This is a genomic window from Brevundimonas sp. Root1423 (assembly GCF_001426805.1).
This window is the reverse complement of sequence record NZ_LMFL01000045.1, coordinates 303,320-328,363: the sequence shown is the minus strand read 5'-3', so window position 1 is coordinate 328,363 and position 25,044 is coordinate 303,320. Positions and strand designations below refer to the sequence as shown.

Annotated in this window: 27 protein-coding genes, 1 tRNA gene and 2 pseudogenes; 11 read left to right on the top strand and 19 right to left on the bottom strand. The window is 67.5% G+C overall.

Annotation, left to right across the window (positions count from 1 at the left end; genetic code table 11):
- Positions 1 to 111 precede the first annotated feature (111 nt).
- From flgH to flgF, 4 genes and pseudogenes are all read right to left on the bottom strand, one after another.
- Positions 112 to 852 (bottom strand): flagellar basal body L-ring protein FlgH, encoded by a 741-nt coding sequence (gene flgH / locus ASD25_RS23325; protein WP_056620882.1) that lies wholly within the window; start codon positions 850 to 852, stop codon positions 112 to 114.
- Positions 853 to 866: 14 nt separating this feature from the next.
- The gene (locus ASD25_RS23320; RefSeq protein WP_056620881.1) at positions 867 to 1,472 is read right to left on the bottom strand and encodes a flagella basal body P-ring formation protein FlgA; all 606 of its coding nucleotides are present in this window, start codon (positions 1,470 to 1,472) and stop codon (positions 867 to 869) included.
- Positions 1,469 to 2,133: pseudogene (locus ASD25_RS23315) on the bottom strand (flagellar hook-basal body complex protein). The gene ASD25_RS23320 and the pseudogene ASD25_RS23315 overlap by 4 nt, the downstream one beginning before the upstream one ends.
- Before the next feature lie 16 nt (positions 2,134 to 2,149).
- Positions 2,150 to 2,884 (bottom strand): flagellar basal-body rod protein FlgF, encoded by a 735-nt coding sequence (gene flgF, locus ASD25_RS23310; RefSeq protein ID WP_056620879.1) that lies wholly within the window; start codon positions 2,882 to 2,884, stop codon positions 2,150 to 2,152.
- Between the two features lie 175 nt (positions 2,885 to 3,059).
- Here flgF and ASD25_RS23305 point away from each other — a divergent pair, with 175 nt between their 5' ends.
- Genes ASD25_RS23305 through ASD25_RS23290 form a run of 4 tightly spaced genes read left to right on the top strand, consistent with a single transcriptional unit; the run spans position 3,060 to position 6,332 of the window.
- The gene (locus ASD25_RS23305; protein ID WP_056620877.1) at positions 3,060 to 3,713 is read left to right on the top strand and encodes a flagellar basal body-associated FliL family protein; all 654 of its coding nucleotides are present in this window, start codon (positions 3,060 to 3,062) and stop codon (positions 3,711 to 3,713) included.
- A gap of 2 nt (positions 3,714 to 3,715) precedes the next feature.
- On the top strand, positions 3,716 to 4,801 hold the full coding sequence (gene fliM, locus ASD25_RS23300) for a flagellar motor switch protein FliM (RefSeq protein ID WP_056620875.1): 1,086 nt from the start codon (positions 3,716 to 3,718) through the stop codon (positions 4,799 to 4,801).
- On the top strand, positions 4,801 to 5,352 hold the full coding sequence (locus ASD25_RS23295) for a DUF6468 domain-containing protein (RefSeq protein WP_056620874.1): 552 nt from the start codon (positions 4,801 to 4,803) through the stop codon (positions 5,350 to 5,352). Before fliM ends, ASD25_RS23295 begins: the two co-directional genes overlap by 1 nt.
- 29 nt (positions 5,353 to 5,381) lie before the next feature.
- Positions 5,382 to 6,332, top strand: a complete 951-nt coding sequence (locus tag ASD25_RS23290; RefSeq protein ID WP_056620872.1) for a MotE family protein — start codon at positions 5,382 to 5,384, stop codon at positions 6,330 to 6,332.
- A 76-nt stretch (positions 6,333 to 6,408) separates the two neighbouring features.
- Here ASD25_RS23290 and ASD25_RS23285 read toward each other — a convergent pair whose 3' ends face one another.
- The 4 genes and pseudogenes from ASD25_RS23285 to ASD25_RS23270 form a co-directional block, all read right to left on the bottom strand.
- Positions 6,409 to 6,849 carry a biopolymer transporter ExbD gene (locus ASD25_RS23285; protein ID WP_056620870.1) on the bottom strand — a complete coding sequence of 147 codons (441 nt, stop codon included), beginning with the start codon at positions 6,847 to 6,849 and terminating at the stop codon, positions 6,409 to 6,411.
- 161 nt (positions 6,850 to 7,010) lie between these two features.
- A pseudogene (gene folE, locus ASD25_RS23280) lies at positions 7,011 to 7,517 on the bottom strand (GTP cyclohydrolase I FolE); the annotation flags it as partial.
- Position 7,518: 1 nt separating this feature from the next.
- Positions 7,519 to 7,785 (bottom strand): GTP cyclohydrolase I (locus ASD25_RS23275; RefSeq protein ID WP_369816683.1); only part of this gene is annotated, 267 nt, incomplete at its 3' end.
- 7 nt (positions 7,786 to 7,792) lie between these two features.
- On the bottom strand, positions 7,793 to 8,066 hold a 274-nt coding region (locus ASD25_RS23270), incomplete at its 3' end, for a GTP cyclohydrolase I (protein WP_235562851.1).
- A gap of 92 nt (positions 8,067 to 8,158) precedes the next feature.
- Between ASD25_RS23270 and cysS the strand changes: the two genes are divergently transcribed.
- Positions 8,159 to 9,568, top strand: coding sequence for a cysteine--tRNA ligase (gene cysS / locus ASD25_RS23265; protein ID WP_056620866.1), 1,410 nt, complete (start codon positions 8,159 to 8,161; stop codon positions 9,566 to 9,568).
- A gap of 116 nt (positions 9,569 to 9,684) precedes the next feature.
- Here the strand turns inward: cysS and ASD25_RS23260 are convergent, their stop codons facing one another.
- From ASD25_RS23260 to ASD25_RS23250, 3 genes are read right to left on the bottom strand one after another with little or no spacing between them, the layout of a single operon-like run.
- Positions 9,685 to 9,894 carry a hypothetical protein gene (locus ASD25_RS23260; RefSeq protein ID WP_056620864.1) on the bottom strand — a complete coding sequence of 70 codons (210 nt, stop codon included), beginning with the start codon at positions 9,892 to 9,894 and terminating at the stop codon, positions 9,685 to 9,687.
- A gap of 11 nt (positions 9,895 to 9,905) precedes the next feature.
- Positions 9,906 to 10,352, bottom strand: coding sequence for a hypothetical protein (locus ASD25_RS23255; protein WP_056620862.1), 447 nt, complete (start codon positions 10,350 to 10,352; stop codon positions 9,906 to 9,908).
- A 37-nt stretch (positions 10,353 to 10,389) separates the two neighbouring features.
- Positions 10,390 to 12,177 carry a tetratricopeptide repeat protein gene (locus tag ASD25_RS23250; protein WP_156389431.1) on the bottom strand — a complete coding sequence of 596 codons (1,788 nt, stop codon included), beginning with the start codon at positions 12,175 to 12,177 and terminating at the stop codon, positions 10,390 to 10,392.
- Between the two features lie 132 nt (positions 12,178 to 12,309).
- Between ASD25_RS23250 and flbT the strand changes: the two genes are divergently transcribed.
- The 3 genes from flbT to ASD25_RS23235 all read left to right on the top strand — a co-directional run bounded on the left by flbT (position 12,310) and on the right by ASD25_RS23235 (position 14,091).
- Positions 12,310 to 12,732 (top strand): flagellar biosynthesis repressor FlbT, encoded by a 423-nt coding sequence (gene flbT / locus ASD25_RS23245; RefSeq protein ID WP_056620859.1) that lies wholly within the window; start codon positions 12,310 to 12,312, stop codon positions 12,730 to 12,732.
- The gene (flaF, locus tag ASD25_RS23240) at positions 12,692 to 13,060 is read left to right on the top strand and encodes a flagellar biosynthesis regulator FlaF (protein ID WP_056620857.1); all 369 of its coding nucleotides are present in this window, start codon (positions 12,692 to 12,694) and stop codon (positions 13,058 to 13,060) included. Before flbT ends, flaF begins: the two co-directional genes overlap by 41 nt.
- A 200-nt stretch (positions 13,061 to 13,260) precedes the next feature.
- The gene (locus ASD25_RS23235; RefSeq protein ID WP_056620855.1) at positions 13,261 to 14,091 is read left to right on the top strand and encodes a flagellin; all 831 of its coding nucleotides are present in this window, start codon (positions 13,261 to 13,263) and stop codon (positions 14,089 to 14,091) included.
- A gap of 55 nt (positions 14,092 to 14,146) precedes the next feature.
- Here the strand turns inward: ASD25_RS23235 and ASD25_RS23230 are convergent, their stop codons facing one another.
- The 8 genes from ASD25_RS23230 to ASD25_RS23200 all read right to left on the bottom strand — a co-directional run bounded on the left by ASD25_RS23230 (position 14,147) and on the right by ASD25_RS23200 (position 19,785).
- On the bottom strand, positions 14,147 to 14,824 hold the full coding sequence (locus ASD25_RS23230) for an exopolysaccharide biosynthesis protein (RefSeq protein WP_056620853.1): 678 nt from the start codon (positions 14,822 to 14,824) through the stop codon (positions 14,147 to 14,149).
- 118 nt (positions 14,825 to 14,942) lie between these two features.
- Positions 14,943 to 15,125, bottom strand: a complete 183-nt coding sequence (locus ASD25_RS23225) for a DUF3008 family protein (protein WP_056620851.1) — start codon at positions 15,123 to 15,125, stop codon at positions 14,943 to 14,945.
- Between the two features lie 50 nt (positions 15,126 to 15,175).
- Positions 15,176 to 16,339, bottom strand: coding sequence for an isovaleryl-CoA dehydrogenase (locus ASD25_RS23220; RefSeq protein WP_056620849.1), 1,164 nt, complete (start codon positions 16,337 to 16,339; stop codon positions 15,176 to 15,178).
- A gap of 37 nt (positions 16,340 to 16,376) precedes the next feature.
- Positions 16,377 to 17,720 carry a lysozyme gene (locus tag ASD25_RS23215; RefSeq protein ID WP_056620847.1) on the bottom strand — a complete coding sequence of 448 codons (1,344 nt, stop codon included), beginning with the start codon at positions 17,718 to 17,720 and terminating at the stop codon, positions 16,377 to 16,379.
- A gap of 65 nt (positions 17,721 to 17,785) precedes the next feature.
- Entirely contained in the window at positions 17,786 to 18,904 is a 1,119-nt protein-coding gene (gene mgtE / locus ASD25_RS23210; RefSeq protein ID WP_255356193.1) for a magnesium transporter, read from the bottom strand.
- Positions 18,905 to 18,924: 20 nt separating this feature from the next.
- The coding region (locus tag ASD25_RS33385; RefSeq protein ID WP_369816682.1) for a magnesium transporter MgtE N-terminal domain-containing protein at positions 18,925 to 19,109 on the bottom strand (185 nt) is incomplete at its 3' end.
- 247 nt (positions 19,110 to 19,356) lie between these two features.
- Positions 19,357 to 19,438: transfer RNA gene (locus ASD25_RS23205), tRNA-Leu, on the bottom strand.
- A gap of 50 nt (positions 19,439 to 19,488) precedes the next feature.
- Positions 19,489 to 19,785, bottom strand: coding sequence for a FliM/FliN family flagellar motor switch protein (locus ASD25_RS23200; RefSeq protein ID WP_200943697.1), 297 nt, complete (start codon positions 19,783 to 19,785; stop codon positions 19,489 to 19,491).
- A 30-nt stretch (positions 19,786 to 19,815) separates the two neighbouring features.
- Between ASD25_RS23200 and lipB the strand changes: the two genes are divergently transcribed.
- From lipB to ASD25_RS32385, 3 genes are all read left to right on the top strand, one after another.
- Entirely contained in the window at positions 19,816 to 20,544 is a 729-nt protein-coding gene (gene lipB, locus ASD25_RS23195; protein WP_056620843.1) for a lipoyl(octanoyl) transferase LipB, read from the top strand.
- A gap of 72 nt (positions 20,545 to 20,616) precedes the next feature.
- A complete protein-coding gene (locus tag ASD25_RS23190) occupies positions 20,617 to 22,254 on the top strand; it encodes an ATP-binding protein (RefSeq protein ID WP_056620841.1) in 1,638 nt (545 codons plus the stop codon).
- Positions 22,255 to 22,397: 143 nt separating this feature from the next.
- Positions 22,398 to 24,506, top strand: a complete 2,109-nt coding sequence (locus ASD25_RS32385; protein ID WP_082572577.1) for a terminase large subunit domain-containing protein — start codon at positions 22,398 to 22,400, stop codon at positions 24,504 to 24,506.
- Positions 24,507 to 25,044 lie beyond the last annotated feature (538 nt).

Below are 25,044 nucleotides of genomic sequence, written 5' to 3'. Positions count from 1 at the left end.
CACTCGCGTCTGATGGCCAAACGCTGCGTTTCATTAACGGTTCACGGCCCCGCTTGCCGTCACCCGGCAGTTTTCGCCTTGTGACGAAAATAGCGCGAAGCTGTGGACCGGTCAGAACGGGCTGAAACGCTCCACCAGCGACTGGGCGGCCGGCGTGGCCTGGACGCGGCTGATGTCGCCGCGCCCGCCGTAGCTGATGCGGGCCTCGGCGATCTGGGTGTGGGCGATCGTGTTGGCCGAGCTGACGTCCTCGGGGCGCACGATGCCGGCGACAGTCAGTTCGCGCACTTCGCGATTGGTGCGCACCTCCTGCCGGCCCTGAATGACCAGATTGCCGTTGGCCATGACGCCGGTCACCACGGCGGCGATGGTCAGATTGACCCGCTCGGCCCGGTTTACCGACCCCGAGCCGGACGCATTGACCTCCCCACCCAGGCCGATGAGCTTCTCCGGGTCGAAGCCGCCCGGGAAGGCCTGGCCGAGGGCGTTCTCCAGACCGAAGAAGTTGCTGACGCCGGCGTTCATGTCGTTGCTGCGCGACCGGTTGGTCGAGTTCTGGGTCTGGGCGCGGTCGTCGATGTTGATGTTGACCGTCAGGATGTCGCCCACGCTGCGGGCGCGCTGGTCGCCGAAGAAGGTGCGGGATCCGGTCCGCCACAGGCTGTTGGCGCTGGCGGCGCGGTCAGCCTGCTGCTGGGCGGCGGAGGCCATGATGACCTGATCGGTCGGGACAAGGGCCGAGGGATAGCCGATCGGGGCCAGTTGCGGCCCCATGACGGTCTCCACGGCCGTCGAACAGGCTCCGAGGGCGAGGCAGGAGGCGGCGGCGGTCAGGATCAGGGCGGTACGCATCAGACTGTTTCCCCTCAGCGGGCGGCGAGTTGTTGGGTGGAGGCGCGGGCGGCGGGACCGGCGGCGGCCTGACCGGGAGCGGTGGCCACGGCGTCGATGACCCGGTTGGACTGCAGATTGCGGATCGCGAGACGCTGGCCGACGGCGGCGTTGCCCTCGGCCCGGCCGCTGATCGTCAGGCGGACCCCGCCGACCTCATAGGCGACCTCGACGATGTCGTTCCGGTTGATGACCCGTTCGCCATAGGCCGTGCGGGCGAGGGCGGGCCGCGCAACGACGGGTGCGGCGGTCGCGGCGGCGGGGTTCGAAGTCACTTCGGCAGACGCGCCCGGCGCCATGGCGGCGTTGCGCACCACGACCCGGCGCAGGCCGGTCGGATTTGCCCAGTCCAGACCCGACTGACGGGCCAGGCTCTGCAGCTGTCCGGCCTCGAACACGATCGAGGGGCCGGCGCGTTGGCCCACCACGACGTTCGAAGCGCCGCCGGCGCCGTCGAACAGATCGCCCAGAGTGACGCGGCCGTCCGAATCCACCGGATTGGCCTTCAGCGTCACCGGGCCCGCGAAGGCGGGGGCCGCGAACGTCAGCGTCGCTATGGCGGCGAGGATCAGCGTCCTCACGACTTCACCTGCGAGGCGACCGACAGCATCTGGTCGGCGGTGGTGATGACCTTGGAGTTCATCTCATACGCCCGCTGGGCCACGATCAGGGCGCTGATCTCGGCGACGGCGTCGACGTTCGAGGACTCAGTGTAGCCCTGCAGGATCTGACCCAGACCCGCGTCGCCCGGCGTGCCGACCGTCGCCGAGCCCGAGGCCGCGGTTTCCATCAGCAGGTTGTCGCCGATCGCTTCCAGTCCGGCTTCATTGAAGAAGGTCGCCAGTTCCAGCTGGCCGACGGTCGCCGGCTCGGTCGTTCCCGCCGTGATGACCTGCACCTGACCCGCCTTGGAGATCGAGACGTCGACCGCGTCCTGCGGGATGGTGATGGCGGGTTCGACCGCATAGCCGTCGTCGGTGACCAGCTGGCCCTCGCCGTTGACCGAGAAGTTGCCGGCCCGCGTGTACGCGGTTTCGCCCGAGGGCAGGATGACCTGGAAATAGCCGCGACCATCGACGGCCATGTCGTAGCGGCCGCTGGTCTGGGTCGCAGCAGGTCCTGGAACTCGGCCCGCTGACGCTTGAAGCCGACGGTGTTCATGTTGGCGATGTTGTTCGAGATGACCTCGACGTTCAGCTGCTGGGCGGACATGCCCGAGGCTGCGGTCCTGAGTGCGCGCATGTCTCAGTCTCCCTTTCTATGCCCGGCCCAGCCGCTCGACGGCGCGGCGTGACAGGTCGGTGGTGTTTTCGATCATCCGGCTGACGCTCTCGTAGGCGCGCTGGATCTCGATCAGGTTGGTGATCTCGAGGATCGGATTGACGTTCGAGCCTTCCAGCATGCCCTGACGCACGCGGGCGTCGGTCGCCTCGACGGCGGCGGCGTTGGAGGCGTTGCGGTACAGGCCGTCGCCGCTCTTCTCGAGGGCGGCCAAGGTGTCGAAGCGGACGACCGACAGCCGGCCGACGAGGGCGCCGTTCTGGCTGATGGTCCCGTCAGAGGCCACGGACGGCTCGCCAAGGGCGGGATCCAGGATGATGTCGCCGCTGTCGCCCTGGACGGCCGCGCCGCCCTCGGTGACCAGCTTGCCTTCGCCGTCGACGGTGAAGGCGCCGTCGCGGGTATAGCCGTCGCCGGCCCCGTCGGTGACCTTGAAGAAGGCGCCTTCGCCCTCGATGGCGAAGTCCAGATTGCGGCTCGTCTGGGCCAGCGGAGCCTGGCCGTAGTCGCGGCCGACGCCGTTATCGAGCACGAAGCTGACACCGGGGCGGACAAAGGCGTTGCGGGCCCGCTCGCCGATCTCCTCGCCGAGCAGAAGCTGCTCGACCTTGAAGCCGGTCGTGTCCGCATTGGCGATGTTGTTGGCCACGATGTCGAGCTCGCGGCGCAGCGTCATCTGGCGTGACAGTCCAACGTAGGCGGCGTTTTCCACGGGCGGCTCCTTTCGGATCCTCCCTCGCAACGGTCGTGCCAACACGGTTAATCCAGCAACGACGGGCTTTTTCGCCGTACAGCTTGATGTGAAGCCCGGCAGGTTTTGCCGGTTCCTAACGCCTCATTAACCAAAAGGCGCTCGTATGGACCGAGAGATTCTCGGGGCGCGGCGCATGTTCAAATTCGGCAAGAAGAAGGGTGCGGCTGCGGGCGATGACGCCAGCCTGCCCGCCGTGTCGGATGCGCCCACGCCGGAAGGCGAAGAGGGCGAGGCCCCGAAGAAGAAAAAGCTCCCGCTGCTGTTCATCATCATCCCTGCGGCCCTCGTGGTTCTGGGCGGCGGTGGCGGCGCGGCCTTCTTCCTGATGCAGCCCAAGCCTGCCGCGGCCGAAGACGGCGGGCACGGCGGTGAGAAGAAGGGCGGACACGCCAAGAAGGACGAGAAGAAGGGCGGGGGACATGGCGGCGGCGGAGACGCAGCGGCTGACCCGTCTCTAGGCGTCATCGCCGAAGGGCCTGACGGCGTCACCTTCTTCACCCTGCCCGACATGGTGGTGAACATTCAGTCGCCGGACGGCCGTCCGACCTTCCTCAAGCTGAAGCTGACGCTGGAAACGAAGGACGCCCACGTCGCCGAGCAGCTTCAGGCCGAGATGCCGCGGATGCAGGACATGTTCCAGGGCTTCCTGCGCGAACTGCGCCCCGAAGACCTCGCCGGGTCGGCGGGCAGTTTCCAGCTGCGCGCCGAGATCCTGCGCCGGGTCAATCTGATCGCCGCGCCGGGCAAGGTGGACGCGGTGCTGATCGAAGAAATGCTGGTGCAGTAGGCATGACCGACGCGGCCTTCGCCGACGACGCCGATCCGTTCGCGGAAACGGAAGACCCCCTCGCCGAAGGCGCGGCGGAAGAGCGCCCGACGGCCGGCATGGCCGAACGGGTCCTGAACCAGGACGAGATCGACAGTCTGCTGGGCTTCGATCTGGGCGACGACGATGGGTCCGAGCGCTCGGGCATCCGCGCCATCATCAACTCGGCTCTGGTGTCCTACGAGCGCCTGCCGATGCTCGAGATCGTCTTCGACCGCCTGGTGCGGCTGATGACGACGTCCCTGCGGAACTTCACCTCTGACAACGTCGAGGTCAGCCTCGACAATATCTCGTCGATCCGGTTCGGCGACTATCTGAACTCCATCCCGCTGCCGGCCATCCTCGCGGTGTTCCGGGCCGAGGAACTGGACAATTACGGCCTGCTGACGGTCGATTCGAACCTGATCTATTCGATCGTCGACGTGCTGCTGGGCGGCCGTCGCGGAACGGCGGCCCTGCGTATCGAGGGCCGGCCCTACACCACGATCGAACGGGTGCTGGTGCAGCGGATGGTCGAGGTCGTGCTGGCCGACGCCCGCGCGGCCTTCGAACCCCTGACGCCGGTTCACTTCACGCTCGACCGGCTGGAGACCAACCCGCGTTTCGCCGCTATCGCCCGACCGGCCAACGCCGCCATTCTGGTCAAGCTGCGCATCGACATGGAAGACCGGGGCGGTCGCATCGAGCTGCTGCTGCCCTACGCCACGCTCGAGCCGATCCGGAAGATGCTGCTGCAGCAGTTCATGGGTGAGAAGTTCGGCCGCGACAACATCTGGGAAGGCCACCTGGCCACCGAACTCTGGACGACCGAAACCGAGGTCCGGGCGGTGCTGGACGAGCAGCAGCTGCCGCTGTCGCAGGTGCTGGCGCTGAAGGTCGGCGACACCCTGATGCTCAACGCCACGCCCGACAGCGATATTTCGGTCCGCTGCGGATCGATCCCGGTCACGACCGGCCGGATGGGCCGCAAGGGCCAGCATATCGCGGTGCGCGTCGAAGCGCCGATCAGCGTCGAGGCCGCCACCAGTCTGACGAAGGGGAAACTTTGATGACCGGCATGATTCTGGACGGCGTGCTGATGCTGCTGCTGGTCGCGGCCTTGGGCTACGGCGTGCGGCTGGAGAAAAAGCTGACGGCCCTGAGGGCCGGTCAGCAGGCCTTCGCCTCGGCCGTCACAGAGCTGAACATCGCCGCCGGCCGCGCCGAGGCGGCCATGGCCAATCTTCGGGCCTCGGGTCAGGAGACGGACCTGCTTCACGACCGGATCATCAAGGCCCGCGAGGTGAAGGCCCAGCTGGAAGCCCTGATCGCCCGCGCCCCGGCTGCGTCCGCCGAATCGGCTCCGGCGGTCCGCGCCAAGCCCCAACCGGCTCTCGCGCCGACGCCGGTCGCGCCGATCGAGGATGAACGTGCTCTGCGTATGGCAGCCCTGGCCGAACGCATCCAGGGCATGGCGCCCGCCGCCGCCCGTGCCCCCGCGCCGGTCGCAGGCGGAAACAATGTCGCCGCCATCCTCGGCGCGCTGACCGCTAACCAGTCTGCGAAGCAAAGCCTCAACCGGGCCCGCCGCAGTCTGGACGAAGACCTGTTCGCCGCCTGACCCCTTTCGCGTCTGCTGAGTAACCGATCATGAGCAAGATCCCCCGCCTGCTGCCCCTGATCGCCATCGCCATCGGCGGGGTGGTGGTCGTTCGCGCCGTCGGCGTCGCCCCCGGCATGTTCGAGGGCGCCAAGGCCTGGGCAGAGGAAGCCGTGCCCGCCTCGGCCCCGGCCGCGTCGGCCGCCGCCGCTGTTTGCGCCCTGACACCGGAACAACTGGCCCAGCAGGCCGGGATTTCGCCCGCCGAACTGCGCATTCTCCAGTCGCTCTCCGGGCGCCGCACCGAGCTGGACGCCCGCGACGCCGATCTGGCGGCCATGCTGCCGCTGATGGCCACGGCCGAACAGAAGCTCGACGCCAAGGTCGCCGCCCTCGAGGCTGTGAAGGCCGAGGTCCGGGTGCTGCTGGGTCAGGTCAGCGAGCAGGAAAAGGCCGAGAACGACCGTCTGGTCGCCGTCTATTCCGCCATGCGTCCCAAGGAAGCCGCCCGCGTCTTCGCCACCCTGGACGACGATGTCCGCCTGCCGGTCGCCGCCGCCATGCGGCCCCGCTCTCTGGCCGCGATCATGGCCCAGATGGAGCCGGCCGCCGCGCGGGTCCTGACCGAGAAGCTGGCTCACCGCTTCCAGGCCCGTCAGCAGCTGGTGGCCCGCGCCGCCGCCGCGGCCGCCACGACGCCTGCTGCGACCGCGCCGGTCGCCGCTGCGCCGGCTCCGGCCGCCACGACAACTGCTCCGCCTGCCCAGCCAGCGGCCGCCGACACGCCGCCCCCGCCGGCCGCAACGCCCCGGGCTGCGCCGACAAGGACGGCAGCCCGTCCGCCTGCGCGCCGGCCTGCGGCTCGCCCCGCCGCCCGTACGCCTGCGCCGGCTCCGGCTCCGGCCCAGGCCGAGCCCGCGGGCGAGCGTCCCTATCAGCCTTCCGGCGCTGCGAACGCGCCGGCCTCGACCGCAGCCGCGCCCCGCCAGTCGGTTCAGTAGCCGCCGTCAAACGGGCAACAAAAAGGGCCGCATCCTTGCCGGATGCGGCCCTTTTCCATTTCGCAAGGCGTGAGCCCTAGGCGATGTCTTCGTTCAGCAGGCCGACCTTGTAGAAGCCCTGCTCCTGGAGGGCGTTCATGACCTCCATGAATTGGTCGTACTTCACTTCCGGCTGGGCGCGGACGAAGACGCGTTCTTCCTTGCAGCCCGGGTTGCCGCCGCCGAGGGCCGCGCAAACGTCGGGGACGAGGGTTTCAAGCGTCGTCTGCTTTTCAGCGATGAAGATCGAGCCCGTGTCCTGGATGGTGATGTACACCGGCTCCTTGACTTCGCCCGGAGGGGGCGGGGTCGCGGGCGGCAGGTCGAGGCGGATCGAAACGGTGGCCAGCGGCGCGGCCACCATGAAGATGATCAGCAGCACCAGCATGATGTCGACGAACGGCGTGACGTTGATGTCCGCGTTCTGCTCGATGGTCTTGCCGCCCTGGCCACCGGGACCGGAAAGTTTGGCGCCCATGCTTCAGTGTCTCCATGAGGCTCGGCGCGATGGCGGCGAGCGCAAGCTATGACGTTCGGTTCGTCTCTTGGCGTTCCGCAGGTCGCTTGTAAAGCGGCTTCGGGGCCCTTGAGGTTCCGAAGCGTGGCGATTGCGCGAAATACGCCTGTGAGGCGAGGGGCTCAGCCCTTCGCCAGCTTAAGGAAACGATCCTTGAGCGCAGCGTCGGACTTGAAGACGCCAGTGAACCGGGTGGTGATGGTCGAAACGTGGCGATGATGCACGCCGCGGGTGGTCATGCACTGGTGTTCGGCGTCGATCAGGATGGCCACGCCGGCCGGTTCGAGGTGCGATTCGATGGCGGCGGCGATCTGGTTTGTAAGCACTTCCTGGGTCTGAAGACGGCGCGAGAAGATTTCCACCACGCGCGCCAGCTTGGAAATGCCCACGACCTTCTCGTTCGGGATGTAGGCGACATAGGCCTTGCCGATGAAGGGGGCCATGTGGTGCTCGCAGTGGCTCTCCACCTCGATGTCGCGCAGCAGGACCATGTCGTCATAGCCCTGCACGTCCTCGAAGGTGCGGCTCAGCTCCTTTTCGACGTCGGCGTCATAGCCGTCGAACCATTCGCCATAGGCGTCGACCACGCGGCGSGGCGTGTCGATCAGGCCGGGKCGGTCGGGATTGTCNGGACGCATCCGGCGAACCGAGACGGCGCGAGAAGATTTCCACCACGCGCGCCAGCTTGGAAATGCCCACGACCTTCTCGTTCGGGATGTAGGCGACATAGGCCTTGCCGATGAAGGGGGCCATGTGGTGCTCGCAGTGGCTCTCCACCTCGATGTCGCGCAGCAGGACCATGTCGTCATAGCCCTGCACGTCCTCGAAGGTGCGGCTCAGCTCCTTCTCGACGTCGGCGTCATAGCCGTCGAACCATTCGCCATAGGCGTCGACCACGCGGCGNCCTCGATGTCGCGCAGCAGGACCATGTCGTCATAGCCCTGCACGTCCTCGAAGGTGCGGCTCAGCTCCTTCTCGACGTCGGCGTCATAGCCGTCGAACCATTCGCCATAGGCGTCGACCACGCGGCGGGGCGTGTCGATCAGGCCGGGTCGGTCGGGATTGTCGCCCGCCCACGCCAGCAGGGTGCGCACGGCCTCCAGCGCCTTCTCGCGCGACGGGCGCGGGGCGGGGTCGTTGTCTCCGACCAGAACCGGCTTGACGGGGGTGACGCTCATTATCGATCTCGACGCTGTTCGCTTGTGCAGCAGGACGGCTATATGGGACGGCAGGTCCGTCCTGCAAGAAAACTGAAAGTAACCGCCTCACTATGCCGCTGACGCTTCACGACACCCTTCACCGCGAAAAGCGCGTGTTCACGCCGCGAAATCCGGACCGGGTGACCCTCTATGTCTGCGGCCCAACGGTCTATGACTACGCCCATATCGGCAATGCCCGGCCGCCGGTGGTGTTCGACGTGCTGGTCCGCCTTCTGCGCCGCGAGTATGGCGCGGACAAGGTCATCTACGCCCGGAACGTCACGGACGTGGACGACAAGATCAATGCAAAGGCCGCGAAGGAGGGCACGCCCATCGGCGAGGTCACCTCGCGCTACGAGGCCGCCTATCTGGACGACATGAGCCGGCTGAACGTCTCGCCGCCGGATCTCGCGCCCCACGTCACCGACCATATGGACGCCATCGTGAAGCAGATCGGCGCGATCATGGAGCAGGGCTGCGCCTACGCCGCCGAGGGCCATGTGCTGTTCGATGTCTCGTCCTACGAGACCTACGGCAAGCTGTCGGGCCGGAATCTGGACGACATGATCGCCGGCGCCCGGGTCGAGGTCGCACCCTACAAGAAGAACCCGCACGACTTCGTTCTGTGGAAGCCCTCAAAGGAGGGCGAGCCGTCGTGGCCGTCGCCCTGGGGCGAGGGACGCCCGGGCTGGCATATCGAATGCTCCGCCATGATCGAGGAAACGCTGGGCCTGCCCATCGACATCCACGGCGGGGGCATTGATCTGGTGTTTCCGCACCACGAGAACGAGATCGCTCAGGGAGTCTGCGCCCACGGCCATGCCCATGAGCCCAACGCCCACGCGGAATATAGCCGCTACTGGATGCACAACGGCTTCCTGACCGTCGACGCCGAGAAGATGTCCAAGTCGATCGGGAACGTGCTGCTGCTGCACGACCTGGTTCAGAACATACCGGGCGAGGTGGTCCGCTGGGCCCTGCTGAGCGCACATTATCGCCAGCCACTGGACTGGAACCAGTCGCTGCTGGACCAGAGCCGAAAGGCGCTGGACCGACTGTATGGCGCGTTGCACCGCGCCGCCGCCGTCGAGGCCAACGGCGACGAGCCGCCCGAGGACTTCCTCAAGGCCATCGAAGACGACATCAACACCCCCGGCGCCATGGCGACCCTGTTCGCCCTGTCCAGCGAAATCGAGCGCGCCATGACGGCGGGCGACATGGGCGTGGTGGCGCGGGCCAAGGGCGAACTGATCGCCGCCGCCGCCATCCTCGGCGTGCTTCAGGCCGATCCCGCGGGCTGGCTGGAAGGCGAGGTGTCAGACGACCTGCGCACCGAGGTCGAAGCCCTGCTGGAACAGCGGGCGAACGCCCGCGCCGGCAAGGACTGGCCCGAGGCCGACCGCATCCGCGACCGGCTGAACGCGCTGAATGTGGTCGTCATGGACGGGCCGACCGGCGCGACCTGGCGGGTCAAGGAATAGGTTCCCAACGCTGTCGTCATCCCGGCCTGGGCCGGGATGACGACAGGAAAAGAGGGTTGAGCGACACCCCCTCCACCACCCCCCGATGTGGGGAGGAGAGGGGAGAGCCGGCTGTGTTACGTGATCCGCTTGGCGGACACCGGGTCGCTGGCCGGGAAGGTCTCTTCCAGACCCTCGTCCAGCAGGGCTTCCTGCCGGTCTTCCGAACCGCGCTCTTCTTCGCAGAGTTGGTCCGGCTTGCCTTCCTCGCGCGGCGCCCGGCGGGCGTGCGGGGCGTCGTCGGCGGGGGACTGCTGATGATCGGTTTTGTGCGTTTGAGTGGTCATGGCCGCCCTCCTTATTCCGTGGGGTGATCTTCATCGCCGTCAGGGCCGTAGCCCAGGCCTGCGATATCGTCGTCCGAGAGGGTTTTTGCTTCCCAGTGGGCTGCGCTGGCCTGGGCGCCGCGGGCGTTTTCCATCAGGCCGGAATAGACCAGTTCAACCTCGTCCGGGCCGCGGCCGCCGGCGCTTTCGCCGTCGATCTCGGTCAGTCGCTCGCCGTCGACGCCCAGCAGGGCGTCGGCCTCGGCCTCGATGCCGGACGCGCCCTGGATCTCATCCAGGTCGTCCTCGACATCCTCGTCGAACTCTTCCTCGTCGGCGTCGCCGTCGGCCTGGGTGACGTCGAGCACCGGATCGGCTTCATCCAGCAGGATGTCGCCGTCGCCCTCATCATCGATGTGGGTTTCGTCATAGACCTCGGACTGTTCCTGGTCGTCCGAATAGCCGTCGATCTCCGGCATGGCTCAGCTCCCTGTTCGGGAGATCAACGCTGCTCCGCTATCGGGCGTTCCCCGCCATCACGGCTTCATCCAGCGCCGCCCGGATGCGGTCGATGGTTCCTTCCCAGGCGTCGAAACCTTCGCGCTTGAAACAGCGCATGCGCGGATAGAAGGGATAGCGGTCCGTCGCCAGGAAATGCCAGTCGTCGGGGGCTGTGATCATCCACGTCGGCGCGCCCATCGCAGCCGCCAGATTGGTGCCGGCGATACCCGGGCCGATCACGAGGTCCGCCGCAACCGACAGGGCCGCGACATCCTCCAGGTCGTCCTTCAGATTGATCGGCGGCGTCCAGATGGAAATCCCGGCCGCCTCGGCCGCGGCCAGATCCTCGGCGACGTCGCCGCACTGCAGATTGATCATCACGGCGCCCGGCGTTTCCAGCACGGGCCGCCAACGTTCGAAGCTGGAGAAGTAGCGGGCGCGCAATCCGGCCAGCACCAGACTCTTCCAGTGCAGGCCGACCTTGAGACCCGGACCCAGTTTTTCAAGTTCCGCCTTCCAGTAGGCGACCTTGTCCGGGTCCGCCTTCAGATACCCGCCGCGGTCGGGGAAGCTGTCGATCGACCGGCGGTAGACGGCCAGCAGCGACGCCATCGGAATCCACAGGTCGACGCCTTCCTCCATCTCCTCGACGAAGGGCACATAGCGAGTGATGCGCCCCTCGAGCTTGACCGACCGATGGGCGCCGACAACCGCCTGCGGGAAGGCTCGCTGGAACATCCCGACCAGTCGCCGTTCCACTGCGAGGAACACCTTGCCGTCAGGTCCGACGGCCTCGATGGCGTCGCCGACGCAGGAGCCGAACACCATTTCGTCGGCGATGCCCTGCTCGCCGACGATCAACAGGCGCTTGCCGCGCACATCCTCGGCCTTCGGGTCCCAGCGGGGCGCCTTGACGGCCATCCGCATGGCTTCGGGCAGATGGAAGTCCAGTCGAACCTCATAAGCTTCGAAGCCCTCATCGATGCGGCCCAGGGTGATGAGCAGCAGGGCCCGCGCCATCTTCATCATGGCCTGCTCGAAGGGACCTTCGGCGCCGGGGAGGGCGGCTTCCAGATCCTCCATCGCGCCGAGGGCGTCGCCCAGCGGCTGGCGGGCATTCGCACGATTGTACCGCGCCTTGGCGAAGGCCGGATCGTGACGCAACGACTCCTCGAAGAAGGTCAGGGCGGTGGCCATGTCGCCCTGGTCGCTCATTACCGTGCCGAGGGTGTTCCAGAGCACCGGCGATTCGGGTTCGACCCCCAGAAGCGCGCGCAGCGTCTCGACCGCGTCGCCATAGCGCTTCTGATCCCGCTGCACGCAGGCCAGGTTGTTGGTCGCCTCGATGTGGCCTGGCTCGGCGCCCAGATATTTGAGCAGCAGCTTCTCGGAGATGTCGAGGTAGCCCATCTGCTGGGCCATGCGGCCGAGATCGTGGGCTACGTCCGTCTCGTTTGGCAGCAGCTTCAGCGCCGCCTCATAGGCCATCAGGGCCTGACCGAAGTCACCCGACTTCTCGCGGCAGATGGCCAGCACATGCCAGGCCAGGCCGCTGGTCTCGTCGATCTGCAGCGCTTCCAGCGCGCGTTTGGCGCCCAGGATGAAATTGGCCCCGCGGATCGCGATCAGGGCGGCCTTCAGCTTTTCCAGCGCCTTGCGTTGCGCCTTCACCTTGAGCTTCGGATTGGTCAGCTGGTGCGACAGCTTGCGGATAGCCTCCGGGGAGGCGGAGTCGCCGGCCATTCCCTGCGCCGCCACTTGCGGCGCGTGGACGAGTTCGGGAGCCAGATCGGCTGCTGACATGGATCGATCCTGAAGGTGATCCGGCAAGGTCGCCGCCGGGTTCACAAGACATGGTTAACCACGACTGTTTAGCGTGCGTTTGTTCCCGGCTTCCTAACGTCGCCGTGGGCCGGTCAGGAGATCCCCCGGAAAATGCCGCTCAAGCTGTCGCTCAAACCCGGCGAGAAATTCGTGCTGAACGGCGCGGTGGTCCAGAACGGCGACCGTCGAGGCGTGCTGATTCTCCAGAACAAGGCCTCGGTGCTGCGCGAGAAGGACATTCTCCAGCCGGAGGACGTCACCAGCCCTGCAACCCGGGTCTATTTCCCGGTCATGATGATGTACCTGGACGAGGCCGCGGCGCCCAAGGTCTATGACGAGTTCGCGCTGCGTCTGACCGAGTTCATGGGCGCCACCCGGAACCCCCAGGTTCTGGCGGACTGCGTGGCGGCGTCGCGTCACGTTATGGCGCGCGAGTACTACAAGGCCCTGATGGCGGCGCGAAAACTGGTTGATTACGAGGAAGGGCTGGCGAATGTCGCTGCAGGCGTACAAGACCGCGGCCACGCGGGCTGAAAATCCGCGTGAGATGGAATATCGGCTGTTCGGGCAAGTGACCCGGGCGCTGATGCACGCCTCCACCGTGGACCCGACCGACGTCGCGACCCGGATCGATGCCATCGACTGGAACCGCCGGCTGTGGTCGGCGCTCGCCACCGATTGCGCCAATCCGGACAATACGATGCCCAAGAGCCTGCGGGCCCAGATCATCTCGATCAGCCTGTTCGTCAGCCGCCACTCCTCGGCGATCATGCGCGGCGAGGATAATTTTGACGCCCTGATCGACATCAACAGGATGGTCATGCAGGGGCTTGCCGGGCCGGGAACCGCGCAGGCCGCCTGACCGTGTTCCGGTAGGCAAGACGCGACGCGGCGAACCGGTCAGACCTGCCGGGTCTTCGGTCTGACGCGACCTAAATCACTGAAAAGATTGACGACGCATCGGCCCGGCGCCCGGCCCGATCCTTGCGTGTCCGTGCGCGAACCAGAATTGGTTCGACGGCCAGAAGGCTGTTTTCACCCTCCAGAATGGAAGGAACGCCGATGGTTATGTCGGTCAATACGAACGTGGGCGCGCAAGTCGCGCTCCAGAACCTGAATGCGACCAACGCCTCCCTGTCGATGACGCAGAACCGGATAAGCACCGGCAAAACTGTCGCCACCGCCAAGGACAACGGAGCCATCTGGGCCATCGCCCAAGGGCAACGCGCCGATATCGGGGCGCTGGGCGCAGTGAAACAGTCGCTCGATCGTGGCGTTGCCGCGGTTGATGTGGCGCTGGCAGCGGGTGAGACGGTCTCCGACCTCTTGCTCCAGTTGAAGGAGAAGGCACTCGCAGCGACGGACGGGTCACTCAAGACCGCGGCGCGCGCAGCTCTGAACGAGGATTTCACCGCCATCCGCGACCAGATCGCTACGGTCGCCGCCAATGCCGAATTCAACGGGGTCAACCTGCTGAAGACGGGAGCGACGGGGTTCCAGGCGCTGGCCAATGTGGCGGGCACGGCCACCCTTACGGTCGGCGCCGAAGTCCTCGCCCTGAGCAGCACGAACGTGGCGATCTCGACGACCCAGTCGATCAGCACGCTGAGCAAGGCGACGGCCGCCCTTACGGCGGTCAACACCTCCATCGACAACGTGTCCGGCGCACTCGCGCGGCTGGGCACCAAGTCGAAGGCGCTCTCGACCCATCTGACGTTCCTCGGCAAGCTGACGGACGCACTGGAATCGGGAGTGGGCAATCTGGTCGACGCCGATCTGGCGAAGGAAAGCGCCAAGCTCCAGGCTCTGCAGACAAAGCAGCAGCTGGGGGTGCAGGCTCTGGGCATCGCCAATCAGACGCCGCAGCTGGTGCTGTCGTTGTTCCGCAACTGACTGTTTCAGGTTCGAACAAGCGCCGGAGGGGGAGACCCCTCCGGCGTTTCGTCGGTCAGGGCAGGCCGGTGAGCCACGTCCAGGCGTTGGGCAGCAGGCTTTGCGCCCAGTCCCAGACCGGCAGGAGAAACGGCGACACCCAGGTCCAGGCCAGCCAGATGACCAGGCCGGCCACGCAGATCAGACCTACGGCGACCCAGGCGATGACGATGGCCAGGCCGTCGCGCTGCATCAGGCCGAAGCCGAAGGTGGCGATGATCAGGGCCGGGATCAGGTTCCCGCCCCAGATGGGCAGGACCAGAATCACCGAGAGGAGGAAGGTGACGATCCCGATCAGCACTTCCGAGACTTCGCTGGTCATGATTGAGAGGCGGGGTTTGGACAGCCGCTCCACCTTCTTCAGCCTCGGCAGGACGGTTTCGAGCCCCGAGCGGTAGGTCTCGCGATCGATGCTGCGCTTCAGGGCCCAGCGCGGCAGCCACACCTCTTCGCGCCGGATTATCAGCTGCAGGCCCATCAGCAGCAGCGGGGCGCCCAGAATCGTCGTCGTTCCGGGAATGATGCCGATGGCCACGTTCATCAGTCCGAAGAACAGCATCAGGGCGCCGAATCCGCGCTCGCCGAACGCATGGACGAGTTCGCCAAGGTGCAGCTTGGGGTCTTCTTGGGCGCCAATGTCCTCCAGCACCCGGGAGAAGGGCCGGGTGTCGCTCTGGTAGTCGTAATCGAGCATCTGGGGCGTCCGGCGGAGGGTGTCCGATCTAGGCGTGAACCGTTGTCGGACGCCACTTAACAAACGGCAATCCTCGAACGACCGGGCGGGCGCATTCTGCGTCGAGCCGGAGCGAGGATCAGTGCTTCACGTGCTCGGGCTTGCCCTTGCGTTTCGTGTGGGCGAATTCCTCGAGTTGTTTCTCGGTCATCGACATCATCGATCTCGAGGCGCCCCGTAGTTCGGACGTCGGCGTATCGCCGCGCTTGGCGGACAGTGCGGCGCCGGCGGCCTTCTGCTGGGCGGCGGATTTGGCGGGCATGGCTTGGCTCCTTTCGTGGAGAACCAATCCCGAAGCGCCCGCCCGGTTCCTCAGCTCCCCAGCAACTCCCGCCCGATCAGGAAGCGGCGGATCTCGTTGGTGCCGGCGCCGATGTCATAGAGTTTGGCGTCGCGGACCAGCCGTTCGACGGGCCATTCCTTGGTGTAGCCGGCGCCGCCCAACGCCTGCACGGCCTCGAGGCTGACCTTCACCGCGTTTTCCGAAGCCAGCAGGATGGCGCCCGCCGCGTCGTAACGGGTCGTCTTGCCGGCGTCGCAGGCGCGGGCCACGGCGTAGACATAGGTTCGGGCCGAGTTCAGGGCCACATACATATCGGCGACCTTGGCCTGCATCAGCTGGAAGCTGCCGATGGCCTTGCCGAACTGCTTGCGCTCGCGCACGTAGGGCAGGACCACGTCCAGGGCGGCCTGCATGATGCCAAGCGGACCCGCCGACAGAACGGCGCGCTCATAGTCCAGACCGCTCATCAGCACGCCGGCGCCGCCGCCGACCGGCCCCATGACGTTCTCTTCCGGGACCTCGCAGTCCTCGAACACCAGTTCGGCGGTGTCCGAACCGCGCATGCCCATCTTGTCCAGCTTCTTCGAGACGCTGAAGCCCTTCATGCCGCGCTCGATCAGAAAGGCGGTGACGCCGCCACTGCCTTCGCCGGTCCGGGCGTAGACCACCAGGGTGTCGGCCGAGGGGGCGTTGGTGATCCAGAATTTCGTGCCGTTCAGGACGTAGCGGTCGCCGGTCTTCACGGCCTGGGTCCGCATCGACATGACATCCGATCCCGATCCAGCCTCTGACATGGCCAGCGAGCCGACGTGCTCGCCCGAGATCAGTTTCGGCAGATATTTGCGCTTCTGCTCATCCGTGCCCCAGCGGCGGATCTGGTTGACGCACAGGTTGGAGTGGGCCCCATAGCTGAGGCCGATCGAGGCCGATGCGCGGGAGACCTCCTCCATCGCCACGACGTGTTCGAGATAGCCGAGGCCCAGGCCGCCGAACTCCTCCTCGACCGTGATGCCGTGCAGGCCCAGTTCGCCCATCTCGGGCCACAGCTCGCGGCGGAACTCGTTCTTCTCGTCGATTTCGGCGGCCAGCGGAGCCAGACGGTCTGTCGCCCAGCGGGCGGTGGTCTCGCGGATCATGTCGGCGTTTTCGCCGAGGCCGAAATCCATGGATTGGGGGGCGTTGGGAATGCTCATGAGCGCGGGCGTAGCACCGCGCGCGCGCGCCGGAAAGTCAGTCCGGTTTGCCCCACCGCACGTACAGGTTCCACGACGAGACGCCGACGCAGATCACGCCGATCAGGGCCAGGGCCCAGGCAATGACGCTGGTTTCGCCCATGGGCGAGGGCTGTTCGACCGCGAGCCGGAAGGCGGCGGCCGAGGCGCCGCAGGCGGCCAAGCCTACACCTCCCATGATCAGGAAGGCGCCCGTGTCCGCCCAGTCGAAGCGGCGCGGCCGCTCCGGCTCAACCTCGTGGCGCATCACGGGCGAGGTCGGTTCGTCTTCGAACAGCACGCTGCCGTCCGCGGTCGTCGGAGCCTCACGGGCCTCCTCGGGCCAGACAGGATGTTCGACGGCGACGTCGGCGTCGGTCAGGGGCGTCAGGATCAGCGGCTGGTCGAGGTCCGGGAAGGGCGAGGGGCCCGGTGGCGGCGAAACCAGCGGAACAACGGGCGTCGGGTCAGAGGGTTGAGGCGTCGTCGCCTGAGCTGGAGCGGCTGCGACCTCCTCGATCGGAGTCTCGATCCCGGCGTCAGCGACCGGAGCCGCCGCGATCGGCGCAACGGGCGGGGCGGTCGGAGCAGCGGGCTCGAACCCGGGAAGGGGACCGATGATGGCCGCGGCATACGGCGAATACCGCTGCATATGGCCGGCGCTGAAGGCGGCGAACGGCTGAGCCGAGGGCGCGACGACGGGGGCGGAAGAGGCAGGCTCGGCGGCTGCGTCCCGATCCGGCTCCTCCGCCTCCAGTGGCGCGGTCACCATCTCCGGCTTTTCGCCCAGAAGGGCGGCGACGGCTGCGGCGCGGGCGCCGGATGAATCCGGCCGGGGTCCGGCCTCCGCGGCCGGCGGGGCCGGCGGGGCGGGCAGGGGGGCAGCCAGCAGATCGGCGAGGGTCACGGCCGAACCGGGATCGGCGACGAACAGGGCGCGTTCGGCGGCGCGGCGGCGCAGGCGAGCGTCCTGCGACAGCGTCTCCGGCCAGCCGATCAGGGCGTCGGCAGCCTGTACGGCCTGACCTTCGTTCAGGCGTTGCAGGACATCGGAAGCGAGGAAGCGGTCGACCCCGACGGAGATGGCGAAACTGGCGAGGGCGTCGAACTGGTGCTGGTTCAGACTGGCCGGCGCCCGTTCGTTAAGCGCGCGCACCACCGGCAGCAGGTCATATTGCAGCAGCAGTTCCGCATCCTGCTCGCCGACCGTCAGGCCTTCGCGGGCCGAGGCTGTGTGGCCATAGCCGATGACCCAGCGTCCGTCGTCGGCTCGCACGGCGTGCGGCCGGAAGCCCTCGAAACTCTTGATGAGGACGACCCCCTCGCGGGAGACTTTCAGACGTGGCGTGGTCGCGTCGGACACGGATTGACCCAAATCGAGACGGGCTTGCTCGCCCTATGGGAGAACGAGCAAGGGCCGGGCCGCGATCAGATCAACACAAGCGTGGCGAGACCAAGGAAGATCAGGAACCCGAAAAAGTCCGTCGTGGCGGTGACGAACACCGCCGAGGATACGGCCGGGTCGAACTTCAGTTTCGACAGGGTCAGGGGCGTCAGGACCCCGACGGTGGCCGCCACCATCAGGTTCAGCACCATGGAGACGGCGATCACCACGCCGATTCGCCAGTCGCCCGACCACAGGGCGGCGGCACCTCCGATCAGGGGAGCGAGAACCAGACCATTGGCCAGACCCACCGCCAATTCGCGCCAGAAGGTGCGCGGGGCGTTGGAACTGTTCAGTTCGCGCATTGCGAGGGCGCGCACGGTCACTGTCAGCGCCTGCGTCCCCGCGTTGCCGCCGATGGCCGAAACGATCGGCATCAGAACCGCCAGCGCCACGATCTGCTGGATGGTGGCGCCAAAGAAGGAGATGACGCTGGCGCCCAGCACCGCCGTTGCCAGGTTGATGGCCAGCCAGGGCACGCGGCCGCGCACGATTTCTGACACGGACGAGCCTCGGTCCTCGTCGCGCACGCCGGCCAGACGCAGGATGTCCTCGCGGTTCTCTTCCTGAATGATGTTGACGATGTCATCGACGGTGATCTGACCCACCAGCCGGCCTTCGGTGTCGACGACCGGGGCCGAGATCAGGTGGTATTTCTCGAAGATGTAGGCGACCTCTTCCTGGTCCTGATCGACGGCGATCTCGTTGATCGGCTCCATGATGTCGGTCAGGGCGATCGATCGCGCCGCGCGCAGCAGGCCGCTGACCGGCAGGCCCCCGACCGGCTTGTTGGACGGATCGACGATGTAGATGTCGAAGAACAGCTCCGGCAGGTCTTCGCCCTGCTTGCGGATGTGGTCGATGGTGTCGCCGACATTCCAGAACGACGGCGCGGCCATGACCTCGCGCTGCATCAGGCGGCCGGCGGAATCCTCGGCGTAGCGCAGCGAGCTTTCGATCGCGGCGCGATCGACCTCGGGCATGGCCGCCAGCACCTTTTCGCGCTGGTCATCCTCCAGATCCTCGACCACGGCGGCGGCGTCGTCGGAGTCCAGCTCCTGCAGCGCCTCGGCCAGCGTCAGGTGCGGGACGCGCTCCAGCACCTCCTCGCGGATGTTGTCGNTCGACCACGGCGGCGGCGTCGTCGGAGTCCAGCTCCTGCAGCGCCTCGGCCAGCGTCAGGTGCGGGACGCGCTCCAGCACCTCCTCGCGGATGTTGTCGTCCAGTTCGGGCAGGGTCTCGGCCAGCAGGTCGGCCGGCAGCCACAACACCACGACAGCGCGGTGTTCGGCTGTAAGGAAGCCCATCAGGTCGGCGACGTCGGCCGGGTGCAGGTCTTCCAGCAGGGAGCGGAGCTTGAGGCCGTCGCCGGCGTCTGAGGCGTCGACGACCTTTTCGACGAACGCGGCCGTCAGGACGTAGTCCTCGTCGAGGGCGTCGTGGTCAATGTCGTCGGGATCAGGCGTCAGGGGGGCTGTTGCGGTGATAGTCACGCTCGGCCTCCCCTGATTTATATCAGCTCAATTCTAGCCGAGATTCGCCCTGTTGTTTCGATGGTGCGGTCGAGAAGACTCGAACTTCCACTCCGGTTAAGGAACAGCGACCTCAACGCTGCGCGTCTACCAGCCACGACCGCTCGCATCGGAGGGGGGCTGATAGCGGAGAGATGCGTCGCTGCCAAGCGGTTCAGGCGGCTCCGGCCATGAAATCGTAGACATCGGCCGCGCGGGTCACGGTGATGGCGATGCGGTCCTCGCGGATCTCGATCTCGCCGCGGGCCACAGGGTGGTTGTTGGCGAGGATCCAGACCTCGTCGGACTCGGAGGCGTCGAGCGGGATCACGGCCCCGCGGCCCATCCGCAGCAGCTGGCTCATGGGCAGCACGGAGCGTCCCAGGACGACCGAGATCTCGACTTCGACGGCTTCGATCTGGCTCATGGGGGACTCGGATACTGACTCTGATGGCGCGGTCTGGACTTGCATGGCGCTCCTGACCCCCACATTGGGTGCATCATGCTTTCCCAAGCCTTAAGCTCAGCCGCATCGAAACTGGTTCGCGCCGACGGCCGTCCGGCCGAATGGGCCGTGTCCGAAGGCCTCGTCGGCTATGAGGCGGCGGTGGCGGCGATGGAGGCCCGGGCGGCGGCCATCGCGGCGGGCGAGGCCCCCGAACTGGTGTGGCTGCTGGAGCATCCGCCGCTGTACACGGCGGGCGTCTCGTCGAAGGATGGCGACCTGCTGGATGCGGGGCGGTTCCCGGTGCACCGGACGGGGCGGGGCGGGCAGTTCACCTATCACGGGCCCGGCCAGCGGGTGGCCTATGTGATGCTGGACCTGAACGCGCGCGGCAAGGATGTGCGCGCCTTCGTGCGGGGGCTGGAGCAGTGGATCATCGGGGCGCTGGGCGAGTTCGGCGTGCCCGCCGACGTGCGCGAGGGCCGTGTCGGGGTCTGGGTCGAACGCAAGGGCCCCGGCTGGTCGCGCGAGGACAAGATCGCCGCCATCGGCGTCAAGGTCCGCAAATGGGTCAGCTTCCACGGCATCAGCCTGAACGTGGAGCCGGACCTGGGCCATTTCGGCGGCATCGTGCCCTGCGGCATCGCCGAGCACGGGGTGACCAGCCTTGTCGATCTGGGCGTGCTGGCGACCATGGACGAGGCCGACGCGGCGCTGAAGAGCAGTTTCGGGCGGGTGTTCGGCGGAACGACCACCGCCCCCGCCCCCGTTGACGGCGATCTTTGATTACAGGGAGGACGCCCTTAACCTCGTCCGGTGCAGAATCGGCTTCGTGCCAGCCCCTCGAGGATCCTTCGCTTGACGCCACCTCCGCAGTCCCGCCCCGAACAGGACGCCGACGCGCTGGCCATCAGCACCTTCTTCGACGTGTCGCTGGACCTGCTGGTCATTCGCGAGCTTGACGGAAGGGTCGTCCGGGCCAGCCCCTCGTGGGAGACCGTCCTCGGCTGGAAACCCGAGGAGATGGAGGGCCTGCCGCTGCTGCGGCTGCTCCACCCCGACGACCAGATCGCCACGCTGGAAAGCGTCATCGAGGTCGAGAACCGCGGGCCGCGCGATCCCATGGTCGATTTCAAGAACCGCTATCGCCACAAGGACGGCAGCTACCGCACCATCGAATGGCGCGCCCGCCGGGTCGGCGACCGCGTCTATGGCGTGGCCCGGGACGTCACCGACCGCGTCGCCGCCGAACGCGAACTGCTGGAGGCCAAGGCCGCGGCCGAGGTCGCCAACCAGGCCAAGACCGACTTCCTGGCCAATATGAGCCACGAAATCCGCACGCCCCTGAACGGCGTCATCGGCCTGATCGGCGCCCTGGCCCAGGGCGAGCTGACCCCGGAACAGCGCGAGCTGGTCGTGCTGATCGAACAGTCGGGGGTGACCCTCGAGCGGCTGGTCTCCGACATCCTCGACGTCGCCAAGATCGAGGCCGGCCATCTGGACTTCGCCATCGGCGACATGGATCTGGAGCGCGAGCTGGACGGCGTGATCGAGACCGCCCGCATCAAGGCCGAGGCGCGGGGTCTGGCCTTCCATGTCGAGCGCGGCCCCGGCGCGCGCGGCGATTTCCTCGGCGACGCCACCCGCATCCGTCAGGTGCTGTCCAACCTGCTGTCCAACGCGATCAAATTCACGCCCGAGGGGCAGGTGTCGGTCTCCATCGAGGTGGCCGACGACATTCCCGAGCCCGGCGTCGCCCAGCTGCGCCTGACGGTCCGCGACACCGGGGTGGGTTTCGACGCCGCTGCCGGCGAAACCCTGTTCCAGCGCTTCAGCCAGGCCGACAGCACCATCACCCGCCGCTTCGGCGGCACCGGTCTGGGCCTGTCCATCTGCCGCTCGCTGGTCGAGATCATGAGCGGCGAGATCGTGGCGGAGTCCACGCCCGGGAAGGGCAGCTGTTTCACCGTCTCCATCCCCCTGTCGCGCACGCGTTCGATCGCCGCCCATGACGCGGCCAACGACGCCGCCCGCGCGCAGGAGGCCGCCCTTGGCCCGGTGGCGATCGGTCCCGCGCCATGGATCGGCGACGCGCCCCTGCGGGTGCTGCTGGCCGAGGATCACCCGGTCAACCAGCGCGTCGTCCAGGCCATCCTGTCCGGCGGTGGCATGCAGGTGATCACTGTCGACGACGGGGCCCAGGCGGTCGCGGCCTTCACGTCCGGGGCCTTCGACGTGATCCTGATGGACATGCAGATGCCGGTCATGGACGGCCTGACCGCCACCCGCGCCATCCGCGAGCTGGAACAGTCGCAGGGCCGCCCGCGCACCCCCCTGATCATGCTCAGCGCCAACGCCATGGCGAAGCACGTGCAGGACGCCGCCGACGCCGGCGCCGACGCCCATCTGGCCAAGCCCATCACCCCGGGCACCCTGATGCAGGCCATCGAGGCGAGTGTTCCGGCGCCGGTTCAGGCGCTGGCGGCGGCGGGGTAGGGCGAACCTCCCGCTCGACCGATGCGCGGAGTTAATGTTCAGCCATACAAACTGCGCGGGCTAACCCTCTGACCCTCCACGAGTTTCCCCTGCCGGCAGCGTCATCTGCGCGCCGTAGGTGAGGCCCGCCGGATAATCCCGGCATGGGAAAGAGCAAACTCACCGACGCCGAATGGCTGGCCTTGTTCGCGGAGGAACTGGCCGGCGCCACCCGCAAGGAACTCGCCGTCAAATACGGAATCCACGCGGGAACCATCAACCGCAAGGCCTCACGGACGGGCCAGTTGAAACGCCAGTCCGGCGCCCCTGACCAGCGCCGCAAGCCGCCCGGCGGCTGGCCGCTCGACCGCGTTATCCCGCAGAGCCCGGTCGGCATGACGACCGCCTTGTGGAACGAGGCGCTTGACCGTTTTCTGGCCGGCGAGCCCGCCGAAGCGGTCGCCGCCGCCTATGGCGTGACCGAGGGCGCCCTCCGCTCGCGCGCCCATGACGAAGGCCGCCAGAAGAAGGATGTGCCCGGCGCCATCTACCTGCCGACCGGCCCCAGGCCGATCACCCTCGAAAACCTGCCCGACGATCGCGTCCGCTTGAAACACCGCGACCGCGCCTTCATCCTCGACCGCAAGAACCCGCAGGGCGCCGTGGAGGCCCTGCTCGACCAAGCCGAAATCTGGGCTGTCGCGGGTAACCGCGAGGCCTGCGCCGCGGACCTGCGCATGGCCGGACTGGTCAAACGCATCCTCATCGGCTCCAACGGCGGGCCCGCTGTCCTTGCCGAGCCCGCCGAACTGGCGACCGACTACGGCGGCCCCGGCGAGGCCCTGATCCTCCGCACCGCCCAGATCCCGCCCGGCCTCTTCCCCGACGGCCGCGACTGGTCGACATGGCTGTTCCTCGGCGGGCGTGGCGCCGGCAAGACCCTCGCCGGAGCCAGCTGGCTGGCCGATCAGGCCGGGGCGCTGGGCGAGGGCGGCCGCCTCGCCCTCGTCGGCCCGACCCTGCACGATGTGCGCGAGGTGATGATCGAAGGGCCGTCGGGCCTGCGCGCCCTGCCGCGCTGGAGCCGCGCGACGCGCCCGAGGTTCGAGCCTTCGCGCCGCCGGCTGGTCTTCAGCAACGGCTGCATCGCCCACGCCTTCTCGGCCGAGGACCCCGACAGCCTGCGCGGCCCCCAGTTCAGCGCCGCCTGGGCCGACGAATTCTGCGCCTGGCCCTCGGTCGGCGCGCGCGGGGCGGGGGAGACGCTGGCCCTGCTGCGCATGGGATTGAGGCTGCCGCTGCCCGGCTCGCCCACGCCCCGGCTGGTGGTGACGACGACCCCGCGGCCGACGCGGGCCCTCATCGCCCTGCGTGACGAGGCGTCGTGCGCCCTGAGCCACGCCGGCACGGCCGAGAATGCGGCGCATCTGTCGGCCGGATTCCTCGACGGTCTGCGCGCCCTCTACGGCGGCACCCGCCGCGAGGCGCAGGAGATAGAGGGGCGGGTAGTCGATCTGGACGGGGCGCTGTTCACGGCGGAGATGATGATGGCGGCGCGCGGGCATTCTCCCTCCCCTTCATGGGGAGGGACGACCGGCGACAGCCGGTCCGGGTGGGGTATGACAGGGCCGGAGCGCGGTCTTACGGACCCCACCCTGTCGTCGCTTCGCGCCGACATCGTCGTTGGATCGGCTCCGCCGACCCTTCCTCCACCCCACAAGGGGGAGGGAGAGCCTCCGCCCGCCGTCGACCGCGTCATCGTCGCCATCGACCCCACGACCACCACCACCGGCGACGCCTGCGGCATCGTCGTGGCCGGCGTCCGCCGCCGCCGCGACGGCGTGCGCGAGGCGGTGATCCTCGCCGACCGCTCGGCCAACGGCCTCAGCCCCGGCCAGTGGGCCCGCCGCGCCGTCCGCGCGGCGGGCGAGTTCGGCGCGACCGCCATCGTCGCCGAGGTGAACCAGGGCGGAGACATGGTCGCGGCGGTGCTGAAGACCGCCGGCTGCACGCTGAAGGTCCGCGAGGTCCGCGCCACGAAAGGCAAGCGCGTCCGCGCCGAACCGGTGGCGGCCCTCTACGAACAGGGCCGGGTGCGGCATGCGCCGGCCGACGGCGTCCCGCTGTCGGCGCTGGAGGAGGAGCTGATGGCCTTCGGCGGCGAGATGGAGGGGGCGGGGTCGCTGGACCGGGCGGATGCGCTGGTGTGGGCGGTGACGGATCTGCTGATCGACGCGCGGGAGAGGGCGGGGCCGAGGTTCGGGTGGTTGTGACGGGCTGATCACCGCGGAGCAGAACTGCGCAGGGTCCGCTAAGGGTGGATTGCGGACATCCGTTAGATGACGCCGTGACCACGACTGAGGCAGATTGCGAAGCGGCTCGCCGAACACGCCCCCACGTTGTCAGGCTCCAGCGGATTTAATAGCCTGCGTTCGTTGGAGGGAGGAAGGCATGCCTAGAGGAATATCTACGGCTGGTTTGGCTATCGCGTTGACGATGATTGCGGCTCCCTGTGCTGCCGTGTCTGCTCTGCAGGCACCTCCGGCCTCACAATCAAGCCATCGCACGCCTACGCTGACTGAGTCGCCAAGCGCTTGGGGGCTGTATGCTGAAGCGGTGAAGCTTGGTCCATTCGTCACGTCGACCTCCGGCGCATCCATGGCCGCCGCCCAACTTCACGAAGGCTCCTTGAGGATCGACAAGATTTACAAAGTTGCGTCTGACGGTTTGCTCTACGAGCTTCGTCCGATTGATCAGCAGGCTTGGCGTGGCGTCGTAGGGCCAGATCAAGTGGTCGATTGGACCCCGCTC

What these genes read in the sequence shown, in the direction of transcription:
- flgH (WP_056620882.1), bottom strand. Translation starts at nt 852, where the DNA reads ATGCGTACCGCCCTGATCCTGACCGCCGCCGCCTCCTGCCTCGCCCTC.
- ASD25_RS23305 (WP_056620877.1), top strand. Translation starts at nt 3,060, where the DNA reads ATGTTCAAATTCGGCAAGAAGAAGGGTGCGGCTGCGGGCGATGACGCC.
- fliM (WP_056620875.1), top strand. Translation starts at nt 3,716, where the DNA reads ATGACCGACGCGGCCTTCGCCGACGACGCCGATCCGTTCGCGGAAACG.
- ASD25_RS23295 (WP_056620874.1), top strand. Translation starts at nt 4,801, where the DNA reads ATGACCGGCATGATTCTGGACGGCGTGCTGATGCTGCTGCTGGTCGCG.
- ASD25_RS23290 (WP_056620872.1), top strand. Translation starts at nt 5,382, where the DNA reads ATGAGCAAGATCCCCCGCCTGCTGCCCCTGATCGCCATCGCCATCGGC.
- ASD25_RS23285 (WP_056620870.1), bottom strand. Translation starts at nt 6,849, where the DNA reads ATGGGCGCCAAACTTTCCGGTCCCGGTGGCCAGGGCGGCAAGACCATC.
- cysS (WP_056620866.1), top strand. Translation starts at nt 8,159, where the DNA reads ATGCCGCTGACGCTTCACGACACCCTTCACCGCGAAAAGCGCGTGTTC.
- ASD25_RS23260 (WP_056620864.1), bottom strand. Translation starts at nt 9,894, where the DNA reads ATGACCACTCAAACGCACAAAACCGATCATCAGCAGTCCCCCGCCGAC.
- ASD25_RS23255 (WP_056620862.1), bottom strand. Translation starts at nt 10,352, where the DNA reads ATGCCGGAGATCGACGGCTATTCGGACGACCAGGAACAGTCCGAGGTC.
- ASD25_RS23250 (WP_156389431.1), bottom strand. Translation starts at nt 12,177, where the DNA reads ATGTCAGCAGCCGATCTGGCTCCCGAACTCGTCCACGCGCCGCAAGTG.
- flbT (WP_056620859.1), top strand. Translation starts at nt 12,310, where the DNA reads ATGCCGCTCAAGCTGTCGCTCAAACCCGGCGAGAAATTCGTGCTGAAC.
- flaF (WP_056620857.1), top strand. Translation starts at nt 12,692, where the DNA reads ATGTCGCTGCAGGCGTACAAGACCGCGGCCACGCGGGCTGAAAATCCG.
- ASD25_RS23235 (WP_056620855.1), top strand. Translation starts at nt 13,261, where the DNA reads ATGGTTATGTCGGTCAATACGAACGTGGGCGCGCAAGTCGCGCTCCAG.
- ASD25_RS23230 (WP_056620853.1), bottom strand. Translation starts at nt 14,824, where the DNA reads ATGCTCGATTACGACTACCAGAGCGACACCCGGCCCTTCTCCCGGGTG.
- ASD25_RS23225 (WP_056620851.1), bottom strand. Translation starts at nt 15,125, where the DNA reads ATGCCCGCCAAATCCGCCGCCCAGCAGAAGGCCGCCGGCGCCGCACTG.
- ASD25_RS23220 (WP_056620849.1), bottom strand. Translation starts at nt 16,339, where the DNA reads ATGAGCATTCCCAACGCCCCCCAATCCATGGATTTCGGCCTCGGCGAA.
- ASD25_RS23200 (WP_200943697.1), bottom strand. Translation starts at nt 19,785, where the DNA reads ATGCAAGTCCAGACCGCGCCATCAGAGTCAGTATCCGAGTCCCCCATG.
- lipB (WP_056620843.1), top strand. Translation starts at nt 19,816, where the DNA reads ATGCTTTCCCAAGCCTTAAGCTCAGCCGCATCGAAACTGGTTCGCGCC.
- ASD25_RS32385 (WP_082572577.1), top strand. Translation starts at nt 22,398, where the DNA reads ATGGGAAAGAGCAAACTCACCGACGCCGAATGGCTGGCCTTGTTCGCG.